Consider the following 17,825-nt stretch of genomic DNA (forward strand, 5'->3'; position numbering starts at 1 on the left):
CCCAAAAGGCCCATGTTCCGCAACCCCTCTTGCCCCTGCCCGCGCCCTGTCCTAGAACGCCGTCTAGCACAAGTTTTATGGAGCCTCAGCCGATGCTGGACCTGACATATGAAACCCCGAAACCCAAAGTCATCGCTGGCGCGAAATACGACTGGGAACTCGTGATCGGGATGGAAGTCCATGCGCAGGTGAGCTCGAACGCGAAACTCTTCTCTGGGGCCTCCACGCAGTTTGGCGCAGAGCCGAACGCCAACGTGTCTTTTGTCGACGCGGCGATGCCTGGAATGTTGCCTGTTATCAACGAGTTCTGTGTTGAGCAGGCGGTGCGCACCGGTCTGGGCCTGAAGGCAGAAATCAACCTGAAATCGGCCTTTGACCGCAAGAACTATTTCTACCCTGACCTGCCGCAAGGGTATCAGATTTCCCAGCTCTATCACCCCATCGTGGGCGAAGGCGAAATCATCGTCGATATGGAGCCGGGCATTGCGCGCAAGGTCCGCATCGAACGCATCCACCTAGAGCAAGACGCGGGCAAATCCGTGCATGACATGGATCCAAACATGTCTTTCGTGGATTACAACCGTACCGGCGTTGCTTTGATGGAGATCGTTTCCCGCCCTGACATTCGTGGCCCCGAAGAAGCCGCAGCCTATGTCACCAAACTGCGCCAGCTGCTGCGCTATCTGGGCACCTGCGATGGCAACATGCAAAACGGCAACCTGCGCGCGGATGTGAACGTCTCTGTCTGCCGTCCGGGCCAGTATGAGAAATACATGGAGACACAGGATTTCAGTCACCTGGGTACACGCTGTGAGATCAAGAACATGAACTCCATGCGCTTCATCCAGGCGGCGATTGACTATGAAGCCAAGCGCCAGATCGCGATTGTTGAGGCCGGTGGTACCGTCGATCAGGAAACCCGCCTGTATGATCCGGACAAGAACGAAACACGTTCCATGCGTTCCAAGGAAGAAGCGCATGATTATCGCTACTTCCCGGATCCAGATCTGCTACCTCTGGAGATCGAACAAGGCTGGGTCGATGACATCGCGAAGTCCCTACCCGAGCTGCCGGACGAGAAAAAATCTCGATTTGTCAATGACTTCGGCCTGTCTGAATATGACGCGTCAGTTCTGACCGCAGAGGCCGAGAACGCCGCCTACTTTGAGGCCGTCGCCGATGGTCGCAACGGCAAGCTGTCTGCAAACTGGGTGATCAACGAACTCTTTGGCCGTTTGAAAAAGGACGACAAGGGCATCACCGAAAGCCCGATTTCACCAGAGCAATTGGGCGGTATCATCGACCTGATCAGCTCGGACGCGATTTCCGGCAAGATCGCCAAGGACCTCTTTGAGATCGTCTACACCGAAGGCGGTGACCCTGCGAAGATCGTCGAAGAACGCGGCATGAAGCAGGTGACTGACACCGGCGCGATTGAAGCCGCACTGGACGAGATCATCGCCGCCAACCCAGAGCAGGTCGAAAAAGCCAAGGTCAATCCAAAGCTCGCGGGCTGGTTTGTTGGTCAGGTGATGAAAGCCACCGGCGGCAAGGCCAATCCGAAGGCGGTCAACCAGTTGGTGGCTCAGAAACTCAACGGCTAAATCGCCACCTCTGGGTTATTTCGCTCAAAATCGCACAACCAAAAGCCGCAGGCAGGTCGGGAATTCCTGCGGCAAATTCCCCGTGGCGCCCTTTCTAAAAGACATTTAAGTCAAGAAATGCTATGTTTTCGGCAATTGGGCAGAGTTTTATGGTTTACGAATACAAAGTCATTCCAGCACCGGAAAAAGGACGCAAGGCGCGCGGGGTCCGCAAGCCTGAGGATAAGTTTGCCCTCGCGGTGCAAGAGAGCATGAACGAAATGGCTCAGCTCGGCTGGGAATTCCTGCGCAGCGAAACATTGCCCAACACGGAACGCACTGGGCTCACGCGCCGCACCACCACCGAGCGCAGCGTTTTGGTGTTTCGTCGCGAGATCGCACAAGAGCCTAAAAGCTCTCTGGAAGCAACGCTGCGCGAGGTCGAAAAACCCAAGCCTGTCGCCGCGCCGCCGGTCGTTGAACCGACCACCGCTGAGGTGACAGAACCTGAATTACCCGAAATCGCGGCCGAGCCAATCGCCGCTCGTGATGACGCGCAAACCGTTGTTCCTATGAACAAACCGGTGGTCGCAGATCCAGCCCCCACGGAAGACCCTACCCCAGCAGCTCCGAAGAAACTGGCGGCTGTTGAAACCGAGAGCTTTCCGGATCCGCGCCCTGTGGAGCCGCCGCAACCTGAGTCTCAGGCGCTCTACACAAAAGACCGCGTGAAGCCTGCGAAGACTGCAAAGGCGAATGCTCTGCCCGCAGCGCTGCGCAGTCGCGCATCTCAGACGCAAGAAGGCAAAAAGGCCTAGCTGTCCAAGTCCAAAGCCAGGGCGTGAATGCGCCCCACCAGCTCTGCCCCCAGCGCTTTGTGTACGGCCCGATGGCGCGCGACTCTGTTCATAGTTTCAAAGGCTTGCGCGCGCATCCTGACGTTAAAATGGCTCTGCCCGCCCTCTTGATAGCCCGCATGGCCACGGTGGCTTTCGCTGTCATCCACAACCGTCAGCTCTCTGGGCGCAAAGGCGGCAGACAACCGCTCATGAATTTCGTCTTTTACCAACATTTTTTTGGCCTGCCCCCTTCAATATAGCGCGGTTTACTTTAAACTCTCGAACCCGAGTCGAATAGGTATGTTCCATGTCAAAATCAGATCCCTTCGGATTCGATATGTCCGTCTCTTCTGCCAAGAAAAAGAACCCGCGTGGGCGGCGGGGGATGTCTGGCGCGTCTGAAACCTCGACACGGGTTTGCGAACACCCTGATTGCGAAGAAGCAGGGCAGTATCGCGCACCCAAAGCACCGGATGTGCTGGATGAGTACCGCTGGTTCTGTAAAGACCACGTGCGCGAGTATAACGCCAAGTGGAGCTTCTTTGACGGCAAGACCGAGGCGGAAACCAACGCGCAGAAATCCAAGGACAAGGTCTGGGAGCGGGAAACCAAGAAATTCACCGATCCCGAGACCCGCGCCTGGGCCCGTCTGGGCATCGAAGACCCACATCAGGTTCTGGGCGGTAATGCCACGCAAAACCCTGGTCGTTCGACCGGGCGTCGCCTGCCACCCACCGAGCAGCGCGCAATTGATATCCTAGAAGCCGAGGCCACATGGTCAAAGGCCGACATCCGCAAGGCCTATAAGAAGCTGATCAAGGTTCTGCACCCGGACATGAATGGGGGCGACCGCAGCCAGGAAGAGCAGTTGCAAGAAGTCGTCTGGGCCTGGGATCAGGTCAAGGACAGCGCGAGCTTTAAGTGACGTCAGATGCCCATGCGTGCGCATCTACTGCGCCATGGTCATTCGTCGTCCCCGATGTGCGAAGAGCGCTGACGCCGGCATTTCTCTGAACAATAGCGCACGTTGTCCCAGTCTTTCTTCCATTTCTTGCGCCATAGAAACGGCCGCTTGCAAACCGGGCAGGTTTTCTGAGGCAGCTCAGACTTTTTCATGGTTTTCCAGAGCCGTAAAGAAACGCGCGGCGTCGGCTGACACGGCATTTCGCTTTTCGTCAGACATGCGATCCAGCGTTTTATAGACGAACCCAAGCCGCGGATTGCCCCGTAGTTTGCCATCATTTCTCGTCATGAAATCCCAGTAAAGGTAGTTGAACGGACAGGCTTTGGCGCCGTTTTTCGCGCTAACCTTGTAGGAACAAGACTCGCAATAATTGGACATTTTCTTGATATAGGCGCCGCTGGCCGCATAGGGTTTGGACCCCAGAACACCGCCATCTGCAAATAAAACCATGCCATGCACATTCGGCAGTTCGACCCACTCGTAGGCATCCGCGTAAACGAGGAGGTACCATTCATTGACCTCTTGCGGATCGATCCCCGCGAGCAGGGCAAAATTGCCAAGCACCATCAATCGTTGAATGTGGTGGGCATAGGCATTTTGCTTGGTTTCCAACACACATTGCCTCAGGCAGTTCATCTGGGTGACGCCGTCCCAATAGAAATCAGGCAAGGCCCGCGATGCGCCGAAATAATTTTCTTCTTTATAGGCAGGCATCTTGAGCCAATAGATCCCGCGCACATATTCCCGCCAGCCAAGGATTTGGCGGATAAACCCTTCGACGGCGTTCAAAGGCGCGTGCCCATCATGATAGGCCTGCTCCGCTGCGCGGATGCATTCGAGGGGCTCAAGCAACCCCACATTCAGATAGAGCGCGATATGACTGTGAAACATCCACGGCTCTCCTTCGACCATCGCATCCTGATAGGTGCCAAAGAGGGCGAGCCTTTCTCTAACGAACTGGCGCAACGCTTCCAGGGCCGCCGCCTGTGTGACCGCGTAGGGAAACGGCTCTAAATCGCCGAAATGGCTCGGAAATTTTTCGGCGACAAGCGTGAGCACCTCAGTCGTGACCGGATCCAACCTGTCCTGAAAAGGCGCAGGCACCTGCAGCCCCTCTTTCGGAGGGCTCCGGTTCTCGCTGTCATAATTCCACGCGCCCCCTATGGGTCCGCCATGATCCACCAGCACAGAGTATTTCCGCCGCATTTCGCGGTAGAAATACTCCATCCGTATCTGTTTTCGCCCCTGCGCCCAATCCTTAAACTCTTGATGGGACGCAAGAAATCGGGTGTCCTCCAGGATCTGAACCTGAACGCCAAGCCTTTCCGCCCAACCCTGCATCTCTGCAAGCAGCCGGTATTCTCCGGGCTCTGTGACAATCACTTCGGTGGCACGCAGATCCGCGATGGCGCGGGCCACCTCGTCATATAGGCTGCCTGCATTTTCAGGATCGGTGTATTTTGTATAGCGAACAATGTGCCCGCTTTGCCGCAGGCTTTCTGCGAAATGACGCATTGCCGAAAACACAAAGGCGATCTTTTTCTTGTGGTGTTTGACATAGGTCGCTTCGCTGCGCACTTCACACATCAAAATAACGTCGTCATCTGAAGCCAGCTGGAGACTTGGTATATTCAAGCTGAGCTGATCACCTAGTATCAAAATTAGCTTCATGTCACCCGCCCCTTTTCAAGAGTCTACGGCGGGTTCCGCGGTATGGATCAGCAAAGCTTGAAAGAACACAGCCCCGAGACACCAGTCTCGGGGCATTCAAAAAGTTGTAATCGGAAACTTTAAAAGTTTCCGTCGGCGATTTCTTTCAAAGAAATCGGACGCTACGCGGCTTTGAAAACCAGCGACACACCGTTCAGGCAATGGCGTTTGCCGGTTGGCTTTGGCCCATCATCAAAGATATGCCCCAAGTGGCTGCCACAACGGCGGCAATGCACCTCGGTACGCAGGCGCAACAGCTTGCGGTCAGGTTTTGTGCCAACAGCATTGCGCAACGATTTGTAAAAGCTCGGCCAGCCGGTACCACTGTCATACTTGTGCTTGGACGAATAAATCGCCAGGTCACAGCCCCGGCAATGATAGGTCCCGTCCGAGTAATTCTTGTCCAGCGGAGAGCTCCCGGCCCGTTCCGTCCCTTCCTGACGCATCACCTTATACTGCAGCGGCGTCAGCATCGCGCGCCATTCGGCCTCGCTGCGGGTGATCTCAAACTCTGCAGCGATCGCGCCGGTGCCCGAGAGGCTTCCAAACAGGGCAAAAGCGGTGGTCCCCAACAGTGCATCACGACGGTTCATAGGCGTCCCCTTTCCTTTACGGTTGCGCAAGTTCACCACGCCCCGCCGCATTTTCAAACCAACACTTGGTCAAAAACCCGTGACAGGCTGCAACAATCCACGCCACCGATGTGTACAATCGCTCATTTTCCGCGGGGTTTTTGCCCTAACGGTCGCTTTTGCCCTTTCCCTTGCGCCCGCGAGCGATATGTTGCGATGCGGAATGTATTGGCAGCGAATTTTCACTGCGACAGAAGGACGAGACCCATGGCCGACGGCATGACTGACATCGACGCAAAACCAACCGAAGATATCTCGGTGCGCGACGTATTTGGCATCGACAGTGATATGACGGTCAAAGGCTTTGCAGATGGCTCTGACCGTGTGCCAGAGCTGGACAGCACCTACAAATTCGACCCAGACACCACGCTGGCGATCCTGGCAGGCTTTTCCCACAACCGGCGTGTGATGATCCAGGGCTATCACGGCACGGGTAAATCCACCCATATCGAACAAGTCGCAGCGCGCCTGAACTGGCCTGCGGTGCGCGTGAACCTCGACAGCCACATCAGCCGGATCGACCTCATCGGTAAGGACGCGATTAAGCTGAAAGACGGCAAGCAGGTCACCGAATTCCACGAAGGCATCCTGCCATGGGCGCTGCGCAATCCGGTTGCGATTGTCTTTGATGAATATGACGCGGGCCGCGCGGATGTGATGTTTGTAATCCAACGTGTTCTGGAACACGACGGAGCCCTGACCCTGCTGGACCAAAACAAAATCCTGCGCCCTCACCCGCATTTCCGCCTGTTTGCGACCGCAAACACCGTCGGTCTGGGCGACACCACTGGACTTTATCACGGCACCCAACAGATCAACCAAGCGCAGATGGACCGCTGGTCGCTGGTCAGCACGCTAAACTATCTGTCGATTGACGCAGAAACCAACATCGTTCTGTCCAAAGCGCCGCATTACAACACCGAAGCAGGCCGCAAGACCATCAAACAGATGGTGACTGTCGCGGATCTGACGCGTACGGCCTTCATGAACGGAGACCTCTCCACCGTGATGTCCCCGCGGACCGTGATCAACTGGGCGCAGAACTCGGAGATTTTCCGCGATGTGGGCTATGCCTTCCGTCTGACCTTCCTCAACAAATGCGACGAACTGGAACGCCAGACAGTGGCCGAGTTCTATCAGCGTCTGTTTGACGGAGAACTGCCGGAATCTGCGGCGAGCATGAGCCTCGGCTAAAGTCATCGCCCGGCATTAAGCTAGGCATTCCAAAGGATTACGAGTGGCAATGTCAAAACCATCTGACAACCCAGCAGATCCGTTTAAGAAAGCCCTTGCTGAGGCCACCAAAACGCTTGCCCATGACCCAGAGCTCTCGGTCACCTATACCGTAGACCCCTCGGGCGTCTCGGGCGACGCGATGCGCCTGCCGCAGGTCAGCCGCCGCATGAGCCGCGAAGAGGTTCTCATGGCGCGTGGTACAGCGGACGCTCTGGCGTTCAACCGCCGCTATCACGATGCCAACACCCATGCCCGTTATGCCCCAACCGAAGGCATGGCGCGTGAGCTTTACCAAGCGATGGAGACCGCGCGCTGCGAAGCCATGGGCGCGCGGGATATGCCGGGCTCGGCGGGCAATATCGACGCCAAGATCGCGTCTGAGGCCCGTATTCGCGGCTATGAGAATGTCACCCAGCCTGCGGATGCGCCTTTGTCGGCGGCTGCGGGCTATCTGATCCGCCATCTGGCCACGGGCCGCGACCTGCCAGCGCCCGCGCAGAATGTGATGGAGCTGTGGAAGCCTTTCATTGAACAGAACGCCGGCGAAACGCTGGGCGATCTCTCAGACCTTTTGCACGACCAGACCGCTTTCGCGAAATTCGCGCGGCAAATGATTGATGATCTGGGCTATGGGGATCAACTCGGCGACGATCCCGATGAGTTGGATGATGAGGACGACACCGAGGCCGAAGAACAGCCTGACGAAGAGCCCGATCCAGATAGCACAGGCGATGACCAGTCCGACGAAGAGGAAATGGATGCAAATCCTGAATCTTCGCAGGAAGATCAACAAGATAGCCAGCAGGCCCAAGTCACCATGGACGATATGTCCGATGACGAGATGGCAGAAGAAAACGAGATGCCGGACGGCGAGGCTCCGCTGGAACCACCTGCCCCGCAGCCGATTTCTGATGCGGATCCGGATTATCAGGTCTTTGAGACCGAATATGACGAAGAGATCCGCGCCGAAGATCTGGCCGAAGTCGCGGAACTGGAACGCCTGCGCGCCTATCTGGACCAACAGCTAGAGCCGCTGAAGGGCGCGGTAAGCCGTCTGGCCAACAAGCTGCAACGCCGCCTTCAGGCGCAACAGAACCGCTCGTGGCTGTTTGATCTGGAAGAAGGCATTCTGGACGCTGGCCGTCTGGCGCGGGTTGTGGCCAATCCGACGACGCCTCTGTCTTTCAAGGTCGAAAAAGACACCGAATTCCGCGATACCGTCGTGACGCTCTTGCTGGATAACTCGGGCTCTATGCGTGGCCGTCCGATCTCTATCGCTGCGATCTGCGCCGATGTTCTGGCGCGTACGCTGGAACGTTGCAACGTCAAGGTCGAGATCCTTGGCTTTACCACCCGCGCGTGGAAAGGCGGTCAGAGCCGCGAGAAATGGCTGGCTGATGGACGTCCACAACAGCCGGGTCGTCTGAATGACTTGCGCCATATCATCTATAAATCCGCCGATGCGCCCTGGCGTCGGACACGGCCCAATTTGGGTCTGATGATGAAGGAAGGCCTGCTCAAGGAAAACATCGACGGCGAGGCGCTGGAATGGGCGCACCGTCGCATGGTGAGCCGTCCCGAGGCGCGCAAAATCCTCATGGTGATTTCCGACGGTGCGCCGGTCGATGACTCAACTTTGTCGGTTAACCCCGCGAATTACTTGGAAAAACACCTGCGTGATGTGATCGCCATGGTAGAGAAACGCCGCCAGGTGGAATTGCTCGCGATTGGTATCGGCCATGACGTGACACGTTACTACGAGCGTGCCGTCACCATCACCGATGTCGAACAACTGGCAGGTGCGATGACCGAGCAACTGGCAGCCCTCTTTGACAGCGATCCGCGTGCCCGGGCGCGCGTGATGGGCATGCGCCGCGCGGGATAAAGCGGCGGAGTTCACGCCCTCGTTTTTGCTCTGTTCCGAGCCCGCCGCGCCGCCTATGCTGCGCCTGTTGATCCCTATTTGGAGCACCCAATGTTTCAGAGTTTTGATGCCAGCAGTTCCCCCGAACAAGGGCCACCACGCCTTGCGAAACTGCGCGCTGAATTGGAGCGTGTCGGCGTGGACGGCTTCCTTGTGCCACGCGCGGATGTGCATCAGGGCGAATATGTCGCGCCGCGCGATGAGCGGCTTTCTTGGCTGACGGGGTTCACGGGCTCTGCTGGCTTCTGCGTTGCACTGAAGGACCGCGCAGGACTTTTTGTGGACGGCCGCTATCGCGTGCAGGGTCGCCAGCAATGCGCTGAAGAGTTCACCATCGTGCATTGGCCAGAGGTTGGCCTGGCGAGCTGGCTAAAAGAGAACATGAGCGCGGGCAAGATCGCTTTTGATCCTTGGCTACATACAGTTGGGCAAATCGACCAGCTTCAGGTGGACCTGACAGGGACAGAGATCACACTCACCCCAAGCCCCAATCTGGTGGATGAAATTTGGGCCGATCAACCGGACAAACCCAACGCGAAGGCCTTCGCGCAACCGATTGAATATGCGGGCGAAAGCAACGCTGATAAACGTGCTCGTCTGGGTAAGTCCATCGCCGCTAAAGGCGCGCGTTCCGCAGTCATCACCCTGCCCGACAGCCTCTGCTGGCTGTTGAATATCCGCGGCGAGGACATCGCCCACAACCCGGTTGTGCATGGATTTGTGATCCTGCACGCCGACGGATCCTGCGACCTGATCGCCAACCCCGAGAAATTCACCGAAGTCCTTGATCACCTTGGCAAAGGGGTCGCGCTACGCCCCGAAGAGGATCTTCTACCGGCCTTGCAATCGCTCGCTGGCCCTGTGTTGCTAGAGAAAAACTCAGTACCCACCGCCATCGCCGCGGCGCTGACCTCGGCAAACATCCCTGTTATCTTTGGCGCTGACCCATGCGCCCTGCCCAAAGCCTGCAAAAACGCAGCCGAGATCGCGGGTGCCGAGGCCGCCCATCTGCGCGACGGCGCGGCGGTTGCGAATTTCCTCGCATGGTTTGATGAAAACGCCAACAAGGGCATCACGGAAATCGACGTCGTCACCGAACTCGAGGCCCGGCGCGGCGCGACCAATATGCTTCGGGATGTGAGCTTTGACACCATCGCGGGCGCGGGCAGCAACGGGGCCGTGATCCACTATCGCGTGACCCATGAAACCAACCGCACGCTTAATCCCGGCGAGTTGCTGGTTCTGGACAGCGGCGGACAATATCAGGACGGCACCACCGACATCACCCGCACACTCGCCATCGGAGACGCCGGCGACGAAGAAAAGCGCGCCTTTACGTTAGTTCTAAAGGGCATGATTGCTGTTTCCGAGCTGCGTTTTCCCAAGGGCTATGCCGGGCGTGACATTCAATCCATCGCGCGGGTGCCGCTCTGGTCGGCGGGGCTTGATTTCGATCACGGTTTGGGCCACGGCGTCGGCAGCTATCTGAGCGTGCATGAAGGGCCTCAAAGCCTTTCGACCAAGGGGCATGTGGCGCTCGAACCCGGTATGATCGTCTCAAACGAGCCGGGGTATTACAAAGAAGGCGCCTATGGCATCCGCATCGAAAACCTCTTAGTGGTTCAAGAGGCCGAGGCACTGGAAGACGGCGATACGCACCGTCAAATGCTTTGTTTCAAGACTCTTCCCTACGTCCCTATTGACCTGAGCCTCGTCAACGCCGATATGTTGTCCTCATCTGAACGGGACTGGCTGAACAGCTACCATGACGCCTGTTACCGCACTTTGATCCCCCTTGTTGATGCAAGCACCAAGGACTGGCTGCGGAAGGCCACGGCCCGCATCTGACATACTTGCGTTACAATTGGCTGTTTTGACGGCCACGACTGTTTTTGAGGAGAGGCCCATGACACCTTACATTACGATCCGCAAAGCACCCGGCAACTGGACCGTGCGCGCTGGTGGCGCTGTTTTGGGTGAATCCTCAAATGCGCTGGAGCTGACCGAGGGCGACTACCCTTCCGTGATCTACTTCCCGCGCGAAGACATTGCGATGGCGTTTCTGGATGAAAGCGACAAGACCTCCCATTGCCCGCATAAGGGCGACGCGCGGTATTTCTCGATTGTAACCAAGAGCAAGACTCTGGCCGATGCGGTCTGGAGCTATGAGGATCCCAAAGAGGACGTTGCTCGCATCAAGGACCATCTGGCCTTCTACACAAGCGACGAGCTGACGGTCGAACAGCTGTAAGTCAGCATCACAAATCATCATGTAAAGGGCGCCTCGTGCGCCTTTTCTTTTGTCCGCTCTAGTGGTTTAACTCTTCGTCTATCGTTTGTGAGTTTTCCCCATGTCCCAGCAAAAAACATCCCTTGGGTTGATTTTCCTGCTTTATGCGGCCGGCCTTGGAGCAGCGGGACAATTCGCCAAAATCGCAACGATTTTTCCTGAAATTCAAGCGCTTTATCCGGCCTCTGTGGTGACGCAAGGGCTGATCATGTCTGTTATCGGATTTCTGGGCGTGATCTTTGGCATCTTTGTCGGGCAGATCGTGTCCTCGCTGGGATACCGCAAAATGCTGATCGCGGGCATGCTCTTGGGCGCGGCCATGTCCTTTGTGCAGGCGTTTTTGCCGTCCTTGCCGCTGTTTCTTGCAAGTCGGATGATCGAAGGCCTCGCCCATCTCGCAATCGTCGTCGCCGCGCCGACGTTGGTGACCCAAGTGACCGCCCCGAACAAGCGCTACCTGTCGATGACCCTCTGGAGCAGTTTTTTCGGGGTTGGATATGCCCTATGCGCCTCTGCCGCGCCTTTTGCGCTAGAGTTAGCCGGGCCGCCTGCCCTTTTCGCGGGTCACGGTGTCTATATGCTCGTGCTCGCGGGTCTCTCGTTTGTGTGCCTACCGCGTCTTGGGCTGGAACGCGCGCCGCTTCCAACGTTGAATGACGTGATCGCGCGGCACATTCGCGTCTATAGATCGCCGTATCAGTCGCCTGCCGCACTTGGCTGGCTGTTCTACACGCTGACATATCTAGCTTTGCTAACGGTCCTGCCGCCTCATTTTCCTGCAGAGCACCGGCTTGCCCTCGCAACCATGCTGCCGATTGTCAGCATTCTCTCGTCCTTCACGCTCGCCGCAACGCTGATGCGGTTTCTATCGGCGGTCACTGTGGCGCAGATCGGTTTTGCAGGCGGCATTGCCGCAGCGCTTTGGATGGCGGTCTTTGGCGTCTCGACCGAACTGGCCGTGGCGATTTTTGTGGTCATGGGGCTTTTGCAATCGGCAGGCTTTGCGCTGGTGCCAGAGTTGAACAAAGACCCGCAAGATCAAGCCCTTGCCATGGGTGGCATCGCACAGATGGGCAACCTTGGCACTATGTCAGGCACGCCGATCTTGTTGTTTTTGCTAAGCCTCATGGGAACAGGCGCGATCCCTCTGTTCCTGGCGCTGATCTTTGCAGGTGGGTTCACCGCGCATGCCATCGCGAAACGGTTAAGGCGACACCCCTAGGAATGCTCTTCCGCAGCCGTCGCGGCCAGCGCGCGGTTATAGGCCTTAAGAGCATCCACTTGGTGAAGCGCGCCAAGGAGTTCCGGCGCTTCGCCGCCACCCTTTAGACGCACGACAGGTATAAAGGCGATATTAGTGGCGTCAAAAATCGGCATCGCCTGTTCCAGCGTCGCCCCTGCCCCTAGATAGATGTCCTGCTCAATCTTCTGCCAACAGGCCTCTTCGGTAGCGCCGCGTTCGGGATCAATCGGCTTCATCACGCGCGTCACATTAAACATCGCCAAAAGATAGGCCTGAGGCCCTTTGGCCACGTGGATATTGCGCCTCTCAAGCTGCGTCAGGAAGTAAGACCCATCCACAAGACGCGACCCCAAAGCGGTTGAGATCGAGACCGTCACCATCACAGCCACGCCGGTCTGCCAGTCTCCGGTGAGTTCAAAGACGATCAGCGTTGTCGAAATCGGCGCACCAAGGACGGCGGCGGCGACGCCTCCCATACCAGCCAAGGCATAGAGCGTGATTGAGCCCGAGAAATCCGGAAAGATCGGCGTTGCGATCAGCCCAAAGGCCAGGCCGGTCAGCGCGCCCAACATCAGCGCAGGAGAGAACACTCCTCCGCCCATGCGGCCTGCTAAGGTGATCGCGACGGCTATGATCTTGAGGATCACAAACACTATCGCCTCATGCAGCAAGAGCTGCCCTGTTAGGGCATCTGACGTCGTCTCATATCCTACCCCGATGATATGCGGGAACCAGATCGCCATAAGGCCCAAAAGAGCCCCCGAAATCATCGGGCGCATCCAGCGTTTGATTTTGAACTGATCCACGACATGGGTGGACATGTCATCAGCCCAAAAGATCGTCCACATCAGCGACACGGCCACAATCCCGCAGACCGCGCCGAGGATCAGAAAGGCCGGAAGTTCCTGATAGAAAGCTAGCGTGGATTCCATTGGCAGCATGAACTCGGTGACGTCTCCGAATTCGAGGCGGTTGATGACGGTACCTGCCGCCGACGCGATGACAATGGGCGCAAAGGCGTGCACTGCGAAATGGCGCAAGACAACTTCGAGCGCGAAAAGAGCGCCCGCGATTGGGGCGTTAAAGCTGGCCGAAACCGCAGCCGCCACGGCGCAGCCCAACAGATCTCGCCCCGTAATCCCATCGGCTTTGATGCGGTTGCTCACCCAACTGGAAATCACCGCGGCCATATGCACGACGGGGCCCTCTCGGCCTGTCGATCCGCCCGAGCTGAGCGTGATGAAAGAGGAAAGAGCGGACGCGATGCCCGATTTGATATTCACGCGACCTTCGTGCAGGGCCGCGCCTTCAATCACATCCGCAGGCCCCTGCGCGCGCGCATCAGGCGTCATGCGATCCAGAATGATGCCGACAATCAACCCGCCAATGATCGGAATGATGAGCACCCAATAACACGGCAGGGACTCTGCAAATGTTCTCAGCTGAGACACATCATCCGTGCCATAGAGAAACGCCTGAAGCGCCTCGATGCCTTTGCGGAAAAACAAGGCCGCAAAGCCCGAGGCAATCCCGATCATCAACGCAATCAGCCAGAACTGGATCTGGTTCGGCCCGCGTTTAAGCAGGACTTTCCAGCCACCATGACAGCTGCGCCCGGCATGGCGCAAAGAGTCGGCTATGAAGGATCCAATCGGGTTGGGCATGGTGCCTAGGGCCAGTTCATCCACTCCAGCTTTACGCCTGACCAGCGGGTGTTGAAAGCCCTGAGGCCTCAGAAATTAACAACTGTTGCGAAACATAGTCTGAAGCGTGCGCAAAAGGTCAGCAATCAGGCAACGCCCGCCAAAAGCGCCTTGGCCGCCTCGCGCGCGGGATCGGTGACCACGTCGCCAGAGACCATCCGTGCGATTTCGTCGACGCGCTCTTGTTCGCCCAGGGGCACGACCGTTGAGAGGGTCACATCCCCTTCGACGCGCTTCTCGACACGCCAGTGATGCGCCCCAAGAGCGGCCACCTGCGGTGAGTGCGTGACCACGAGGATCTGCCCGCCTTTCGCCAAGGACGACAGACGACGCCCCACCGCATCCGCGGTTGCGCCGCCGACGCCTCGGTCAATCTCGTCAAAGATCATGGTGATCTGGCTGTCATCGCCGCTGAGGCAGACTTTAAGCGCTAAGAGGAAACGGCTGAGCTCGCCACCGGAGGCGATCTTCGCCAACGGCCCCGAGGGCGCGCCGGGGTTCGTGGCGACTTGGAAGGACACAGCGTCGATGCCTTCCGGGCCTGCCGTGTCGGCCGAGATCTCTGTGGTGAAAACCGCGCGTTCCATTTTGAGCGGCGCGAGTTCTGCCATGACAGCCGCATCCAGAGATTTCGCGGCAGTCTTGCGCGCGACGCTTAGTTTTTCTGCTGCCTTATCAAAGGCATCCCGTGCGGCCTTCGCCGCCGCTTCCAGCGCCGCAATATTGCCTTCGCCTGCGTCCAGCGCCTCCATCTTGGCACGCATGTCGTTGGCGAATGCCCCGAGTTCATCAGCCGTCACGCCATGTTTGCGAGCCAATGCGCGGATCGCGAAAAGACGCTCTTCGATCTGCTCTAACTCATGCGGGTCAAAGCTCAGTTGATCCAGACAGCGCTCAACGCCATTGACCGCCTCGCCGAGCTCTCCCATGGCCCGCGCAAGCGCTGCCAGAGGTTCCTCCAAGGGCTCACCCACCTCAGCTACAGCGCCCTCGAGCCAACGGCTGGCGTCGCCCATCGCCCCTTCGGCCCCGTCTGAACCAAGCGCATGAAACGCCTTGGTCACGTCTTCGCGCACGCGTTCCGCGACTTGCATCAGACGACGACGCGCGTCTAGGTCGGCGTCTTCGCCGGGTTGAGGATCCAACTGATCCAGCTCTGCGACCGCATGGCGTAGGAACTCTTCCTCGGACTTCATCTCTGCCAGCGCAGTCTGAGCCTGCACCAGAGTTTTCTGAGCCTTTTGAGCAGCTTGCCACTTGGCGCGCACGTCGGCCTTCAGATCGCCAACATCGGCGAATTGATCCAGCAAAGCGCGGTGGCCCTTTGGGTCCAACAAACCGCGATCGTCGTGCTGACCATGCAGTTCTACCAGATGATCCGAGAGCTGGCGCAGCACTTCGCCAGAACAACGCCGATCATTGACCCACGCCGTCTTGCGCCCGTCCTGCGTGTTCACCCTGCGCAACATCAATGTGTCGCCACCGGGCAGACCGGCCTCTTCGAGGATCACATGGGCGGGATGGCCGCTCGGCAGATCGAATTCCGCGACGACCTCGCCGCGCTCTGCCCCTGCCCGCACCAATTCCGCGCGGCCGCGCCAGCCCAGCACAAATCCCAAGGAATCCAAAAGGATCGACTTGCCCGCGCCCGTTTCACCGGTCAGCACATTCAACCCCGGTTGAAGATCCAACTCCAACCGGTCGATGATCAACATGTCCCGAATTTCCAGCGCCCGAAGCATCAGCCCACCCGAATTACGTTCCGGCGCCGGTTACAGCCACTTGCCCTTGACCGTCTGACGATAAATGCTCGCCAGCCAACCGTTGCCCCGTGCTTTGGGTTCTAGCCCCTGGCCCGTCAACAGTCGATAGCTGTCTTCATACCATTCGGTCGAGCGGAAGTTATGCCCCAGAATGGCACCCGCGGTCTGTGCTTCTTCGGTCAGACCCAGCGACAGGTATGCCTCGACCAGTCGATGCAGCGCTTCTGGCGTGTGAGTCGTGGTCTCAAAGTCCTCAACCACAACGCGGAACCGGTTGATCGAGGCCGCGTAGTTGTCGCGCTTAAGGTAATAGCGTCCGATTTCCATTTCTTTGGCCGCGAGATGATCAAAGGCCAACTCGAACTTCAGCACAGAAGACCGCGCATATTCGCTGTCTGGATAGGTTTCGATCACAGCGCGCAGGGCTTGCAACGCTTGGAACGTGAGGCCCTGGTCGCGGCCAACTTCGTCGATCTGATCATAATAGCTGAGCGCCAAGAGGTACTGCGCATAGGCCGCATCGTCATCCACTGGGTAGAAATCGATGAACCGTTGCGCCGCGCTGCGGCTGTTTTCGTAATCTTTATCAAGATGATAAGCATAGGCCTGCATGATCAACGCGCGCTTGGCGTAGTCGGAATAAGGATAAAGCCGCTCCACTTCCGAGAAATAGAACGCCGCATCATCCGGCGCGCGGTTTTCGATTTCATATTCGCCGCGCTCATAGATCTGGCGGGCGGTGAAATTCTCAAGCTCTGGATCCGGGGCAAAGAGGCCTGCACCTCGGTCACCACAGGCCGACAGCAAAAGTGTCGAGGCCAAAAGAACTGATCCCAGTTTGCGTGACATAGAGACTGCCATTCTGTTTACCTTCTTGAGCATCGCTTAAGACATAATGCGTCCCAAGCGTTTAGCATAGAATGTAGCGAGGAAAAAAGACTTTGGCGACGGGGCATTTGCCCTTGCCACATCAAAGTCACGCGACCGCGGGTACCTCAGAGAGACGCACGCCCATACCCGGCAGTTTTGCGCAAGTGTTTTCAGAGCATTCGACAAAGCTATAGGCCATAGGATCCGCGAACAGCTTGCGCAGCAAAGCGTTGGTTAGCGCGTGCCCCGCGCGATGGCCTTTATAGGCCCCAAGGATCGGCGCGCCGGCTGTGTAAAGATCGCCCAGAGCGTCCAGCATCTTGTGGCGTACAGGCTCATCATCGCGACGCAGGCTGCCTGCTTCGATCTTAGAGCCGTCAAAGACAATCGCGTTTTCACCCGGAACACCACCGAGGGCCAAACCATTGGATTGCATCGCAATCACGTCAGAGCGGCGGCAGAAGGTGCGGCTGTCGCACAACTCACGCACAAAGGTGCCATTCGCCATATTCAGCGTGTGTTGCTGAACGCCGATGGCTGCGTCTTCGAATTCAATGTGGAAGTCTATTTCCAGATTGTCCGCTGGGGTCAGTTCCGCCCAAGCATCGCCCACGTCTACACGGATCGGCTTTTCAACTTTGATCGCGCGGATCGGAGAGGTCTGCTCTTGCAGTCCGCGGGACAGGATGGTTTTCACAAATGGCGCGCTTGAGCCATCCATGATCGGAACTTCAGGCCCATCAATTTCGATCAGAGCATTATGCACGCCGCAGCCTGCAAGGGCCGCCATGATATGCTCGATGGTCGAAACAGAAACGCCAGAAGAATTCTTGATTAGGGTGCAGAGAGGAGATTGTTCCACATTGTCCCAACGCGCCGCGATCATCGGATCCCCGTCCAGCACGTCAACGCGGCGAAACCAGATACCATAGTCGGCAGAGGCGGGTTCAATCACCATACGCACAGGCTTACCAGAATGTAGCCCGACCCCGGTGAAACGAATTGTAGAACGCAAAGTATTTTGCACAGGCAGTCCCCAGTTTTACGGCTCCCCAACCGTAGGGACAG

The 17,825-nt window shown here is 57.6% G+C and carries 16 protein-coding genes; 8 read left to right on the forward strand and 8 right to left on the reverse strand.

The features are described 5' to 3' along the window. The first annotated feature begins 92 nt into the window (after window positions 1-92). Both gatB and WG622_RS04030 read left to right on the forward strand, forming a co-directional pair. Window positions 93-1,604 carry an Asp-tRNA(Asn)/Glu-tRNA(Gln) amidotransferase subunit GatB gene (gene gatB, locus WG622_RS04025; protein WP_339402396.1) on the forward strand — a complete coding sequence of 504 codons (1,512 nt, stop codon included), beginning with the start codon at window positions 93-95 and terminating at the stop codon, window positions 1,602-1,604. Between the two features lie 122 nt (window positions 1,605-1,726). Then, window positions 1,727-2,401: a DUF4177 domain-containing protein gene (locus tag WG622_RS04030; RefSeq protein WP_339402397.1), complete on the forward strand. Its 675-nt coding sequence runs from the start codon at window positions 1,727-1,729 to the stop codon at window positions 2,399-2,401. Here WG622_RS04030 and WG622_RS04035 read toward each other — a convergent pair. Continuing rightward, window positions 2,398-2,655, reverse strand: a complete 258-nt coding sequence (locus WG622_RS04035; RefSeq protein ID WP_339402398.1) for a BolA family protein — start codon at window positions 2,653-2,655, stop codon at window positions 2,398-2,400. The genes WG622_RS04030 and WG622_RS04035 overlap by 4 nt on opposite strands. Before the next feature lie 74 nt (window positions 2,656-2,729). On the opposite strand from WG622_RS04035, the gene WG622_RS04040 reads away from it, so the two are divergent. Continuing rightward, window positions 2,730-3,347, forward strand: a complete 618-nt coding sequence (locus tag WG622_RS04040) for a J domain-containing protein (protein WP_339402400.1) — start codon at window positions 2,730-2,732, stop codon at window positions 3,345-3,347. Between the two features lie 38 nt (window positions 3,348-3,385). Here the strand turns inward: WG622_RS04040 and WG622_RS04045 are convergent, their stop codons facing one another. The 3 genes from WG622_RS04045 to msrB form a co-directional block, all read right to left on the reverse strand. Beyond that, window positions 3,386-3,586: a DUF2256 domain-containing protein gene (locus tag WG622_RS04045; RefSeq protein ID WP_339402401.1), complete on the reverse strand. Its 201-nt coding sequence runs from the start codon at window positions 3,584-3,586 to the stop codon at window positions 3,386-3,388. Beyond that, window positions 3,525-5,057, reverse strand: coding sequence for a cryptochrome/photolyase family protein (locus WG622_RS04050; RefSeq protein ID WP_339402402.1), 1,533 nt, complete (start codon window positions 5,055-5,057; stop codon window positions 3,525-3,527). The genes WG622_RS04045 and WG622_RS04050 overlap by 62 nt, the downstream gene beginning before the upstream one ends. Before the next feature lie 161 nt (window positions 5,058-5,218). Then, window positions 5,219-5,689, reverse strand: coding sequence for a peptide-methionine (R)-S-oxide reductase MsrB (gene msrB / locus WG622_RS04055; protein ID WP_339402403.1), 471 nt, complete (start codon window positions 5,687-5,689; stop codon window positions 5,219-5,221). Between the two features lie 246 nt (window positions 5,690-5,935). Here msrB and cobS point away from each other — a divergent pair, with 246 nt between their 5' ends. The 5 genes from cobS (at window position 5,936) to WG622_RS04080 (ending at window position 12,400) form a co-directional block, all read left to right on the forward strand. Further along, the gene (gene cobS, locus WG622_RS04060) at window positions 5,936-6,922 is read left to right on the forward strand and encodes a cobaltochelatase subunit CobS (RefSeq protein WP_339402404.1); all 987 of its coding nucleotides are present in this window, start codon (window positions 5,936-5,938) and stop codon (window positions 6,920-6,922) included. Window positions 6,923-6,971: 49 nt separating this feature from the next. Continuing rightward, window positions 6,972-8,849: a cobaltochelatase subunit CobT gene (gene cobT, locus WG622_RS04065; protein WP_339402405.1), complete on the forward strand. Its 1,878-nt coding sequence runs from the start codon at window positions 6,972-6,974 to the stop codon at window positions 8,847-8,849. Between the two features lie 90 nt (window positions 8,850-8,939). Continuing rightward, on the forward strand, window positions 8,940-10,736 hold the full coding sequence (locus tag WG622_RS04070) for an aminopeptidase P family protein (RefSeq protein ID WP_339402406.1): 1,797 nt from the start codon (window positions 8,940-8,942) through the stop codon (window positions 10,734-10,736). A gap of 58 nt (window positions 10,737-10,794) precedes the next feature. Then, window positions 10,795-11,139 carry a DUF427 domain-containing protein gene (locus tag WG622_RS04075; protein ID WP_339402407.1) on the forward strand — a complete coding sequence of 115 codons (345 nt, stop codon included), beginning with the start codon at window positions 10,795-10,797 and terminating at the stop codon, window positions 11,137-11,139. A 100-nt stretch (window positions 11,140-11,239) separates the two neighbouring features. Beyond that, window positions 11,240-12,400 carry an MFS transporter gene (locus WG622_RS04080; protein ID WP_339402408.1) on the forward strand — a complete coding sequence of 387 codons (1,161 nt, stop codon included), beginning with the start codon at window positions 11,240-11,242 and terminating at the stop codon, window positions 12,398-12,400. Here the strand turns inward: WG622_RS04080 and WG622_RS04085 are convergent. The 4 genes from WG622_RS04085 to lpxC form a co-directional block, all read right to left on the reverse strand. Then, window positions 12,397-14,085 carry a chloride channel protein gene (locus tag WG622_RS04085; RefSeq protein WP_438839020.1) on the reverse strand — a complete coding sequence of 563 codons (1,689 nt, stop codon included), beginning with the start codon at window positions 14,083-14,085 and terminating at the stop codon, window positions 12,397-12,399. The two genes, WG622_RS04080 and WG622_RS04085, sit on opposite strands and share 4 nt — an antisense overlap. Window positions 14,086-14,210: 125 nt before the next feature. Then, the gene (gene recN / locus WG622_RS04090) at window positions 14,211-15,866 is read right to left on the reverse strand and encodes a DNA repair protein RecN (RefSeq protein WP_339402409.1); all 1,656 of its coding nucleotides are present in this window, start codon (window positions 15,864-15,866) and stop codon (window positions 14,211-14,213) included. 30 nt (window positions 15,867-15,896) lie between these two features. Next, a complete protein-coding gene (locus tag WG622_RS04095; protein WP_339402410.1) occupies window positions 15,897-16,748 on the reverse strand; it encodes an outer membrane protein assembly factor BamD in 852 nt (283 codons plus the stop codon). A gap of 115 nt (window positions 16,749-16,863) precedes the next feature. Continuing rightward, window positions 16,864-17,784, reverse strand: a complete 921-nt coding sequence (gene lpxC, locus WG622_RS04100; protein ID WP_339402411.1) for a UDP-3-O-acyl-N-acetylglucosamine deacetylase — start codon at window positions 17,782-17,784, stop codon at window positions 16,864-16,866. Window positions 17,785-17,825 lie beyond the last annotated feature (41 nt).

Origin of the sequence: Cognatishimia coralii (assembly GCF_037478305.1) — a bacterium.
Classification (GTDB): domain Bacteria; phylum Pseudomonadota; class Alphaproteobacteria; order Rhodobacterales; family Rhodobacteraceae; genus Cognatishimia; species Cognatishimia coralii.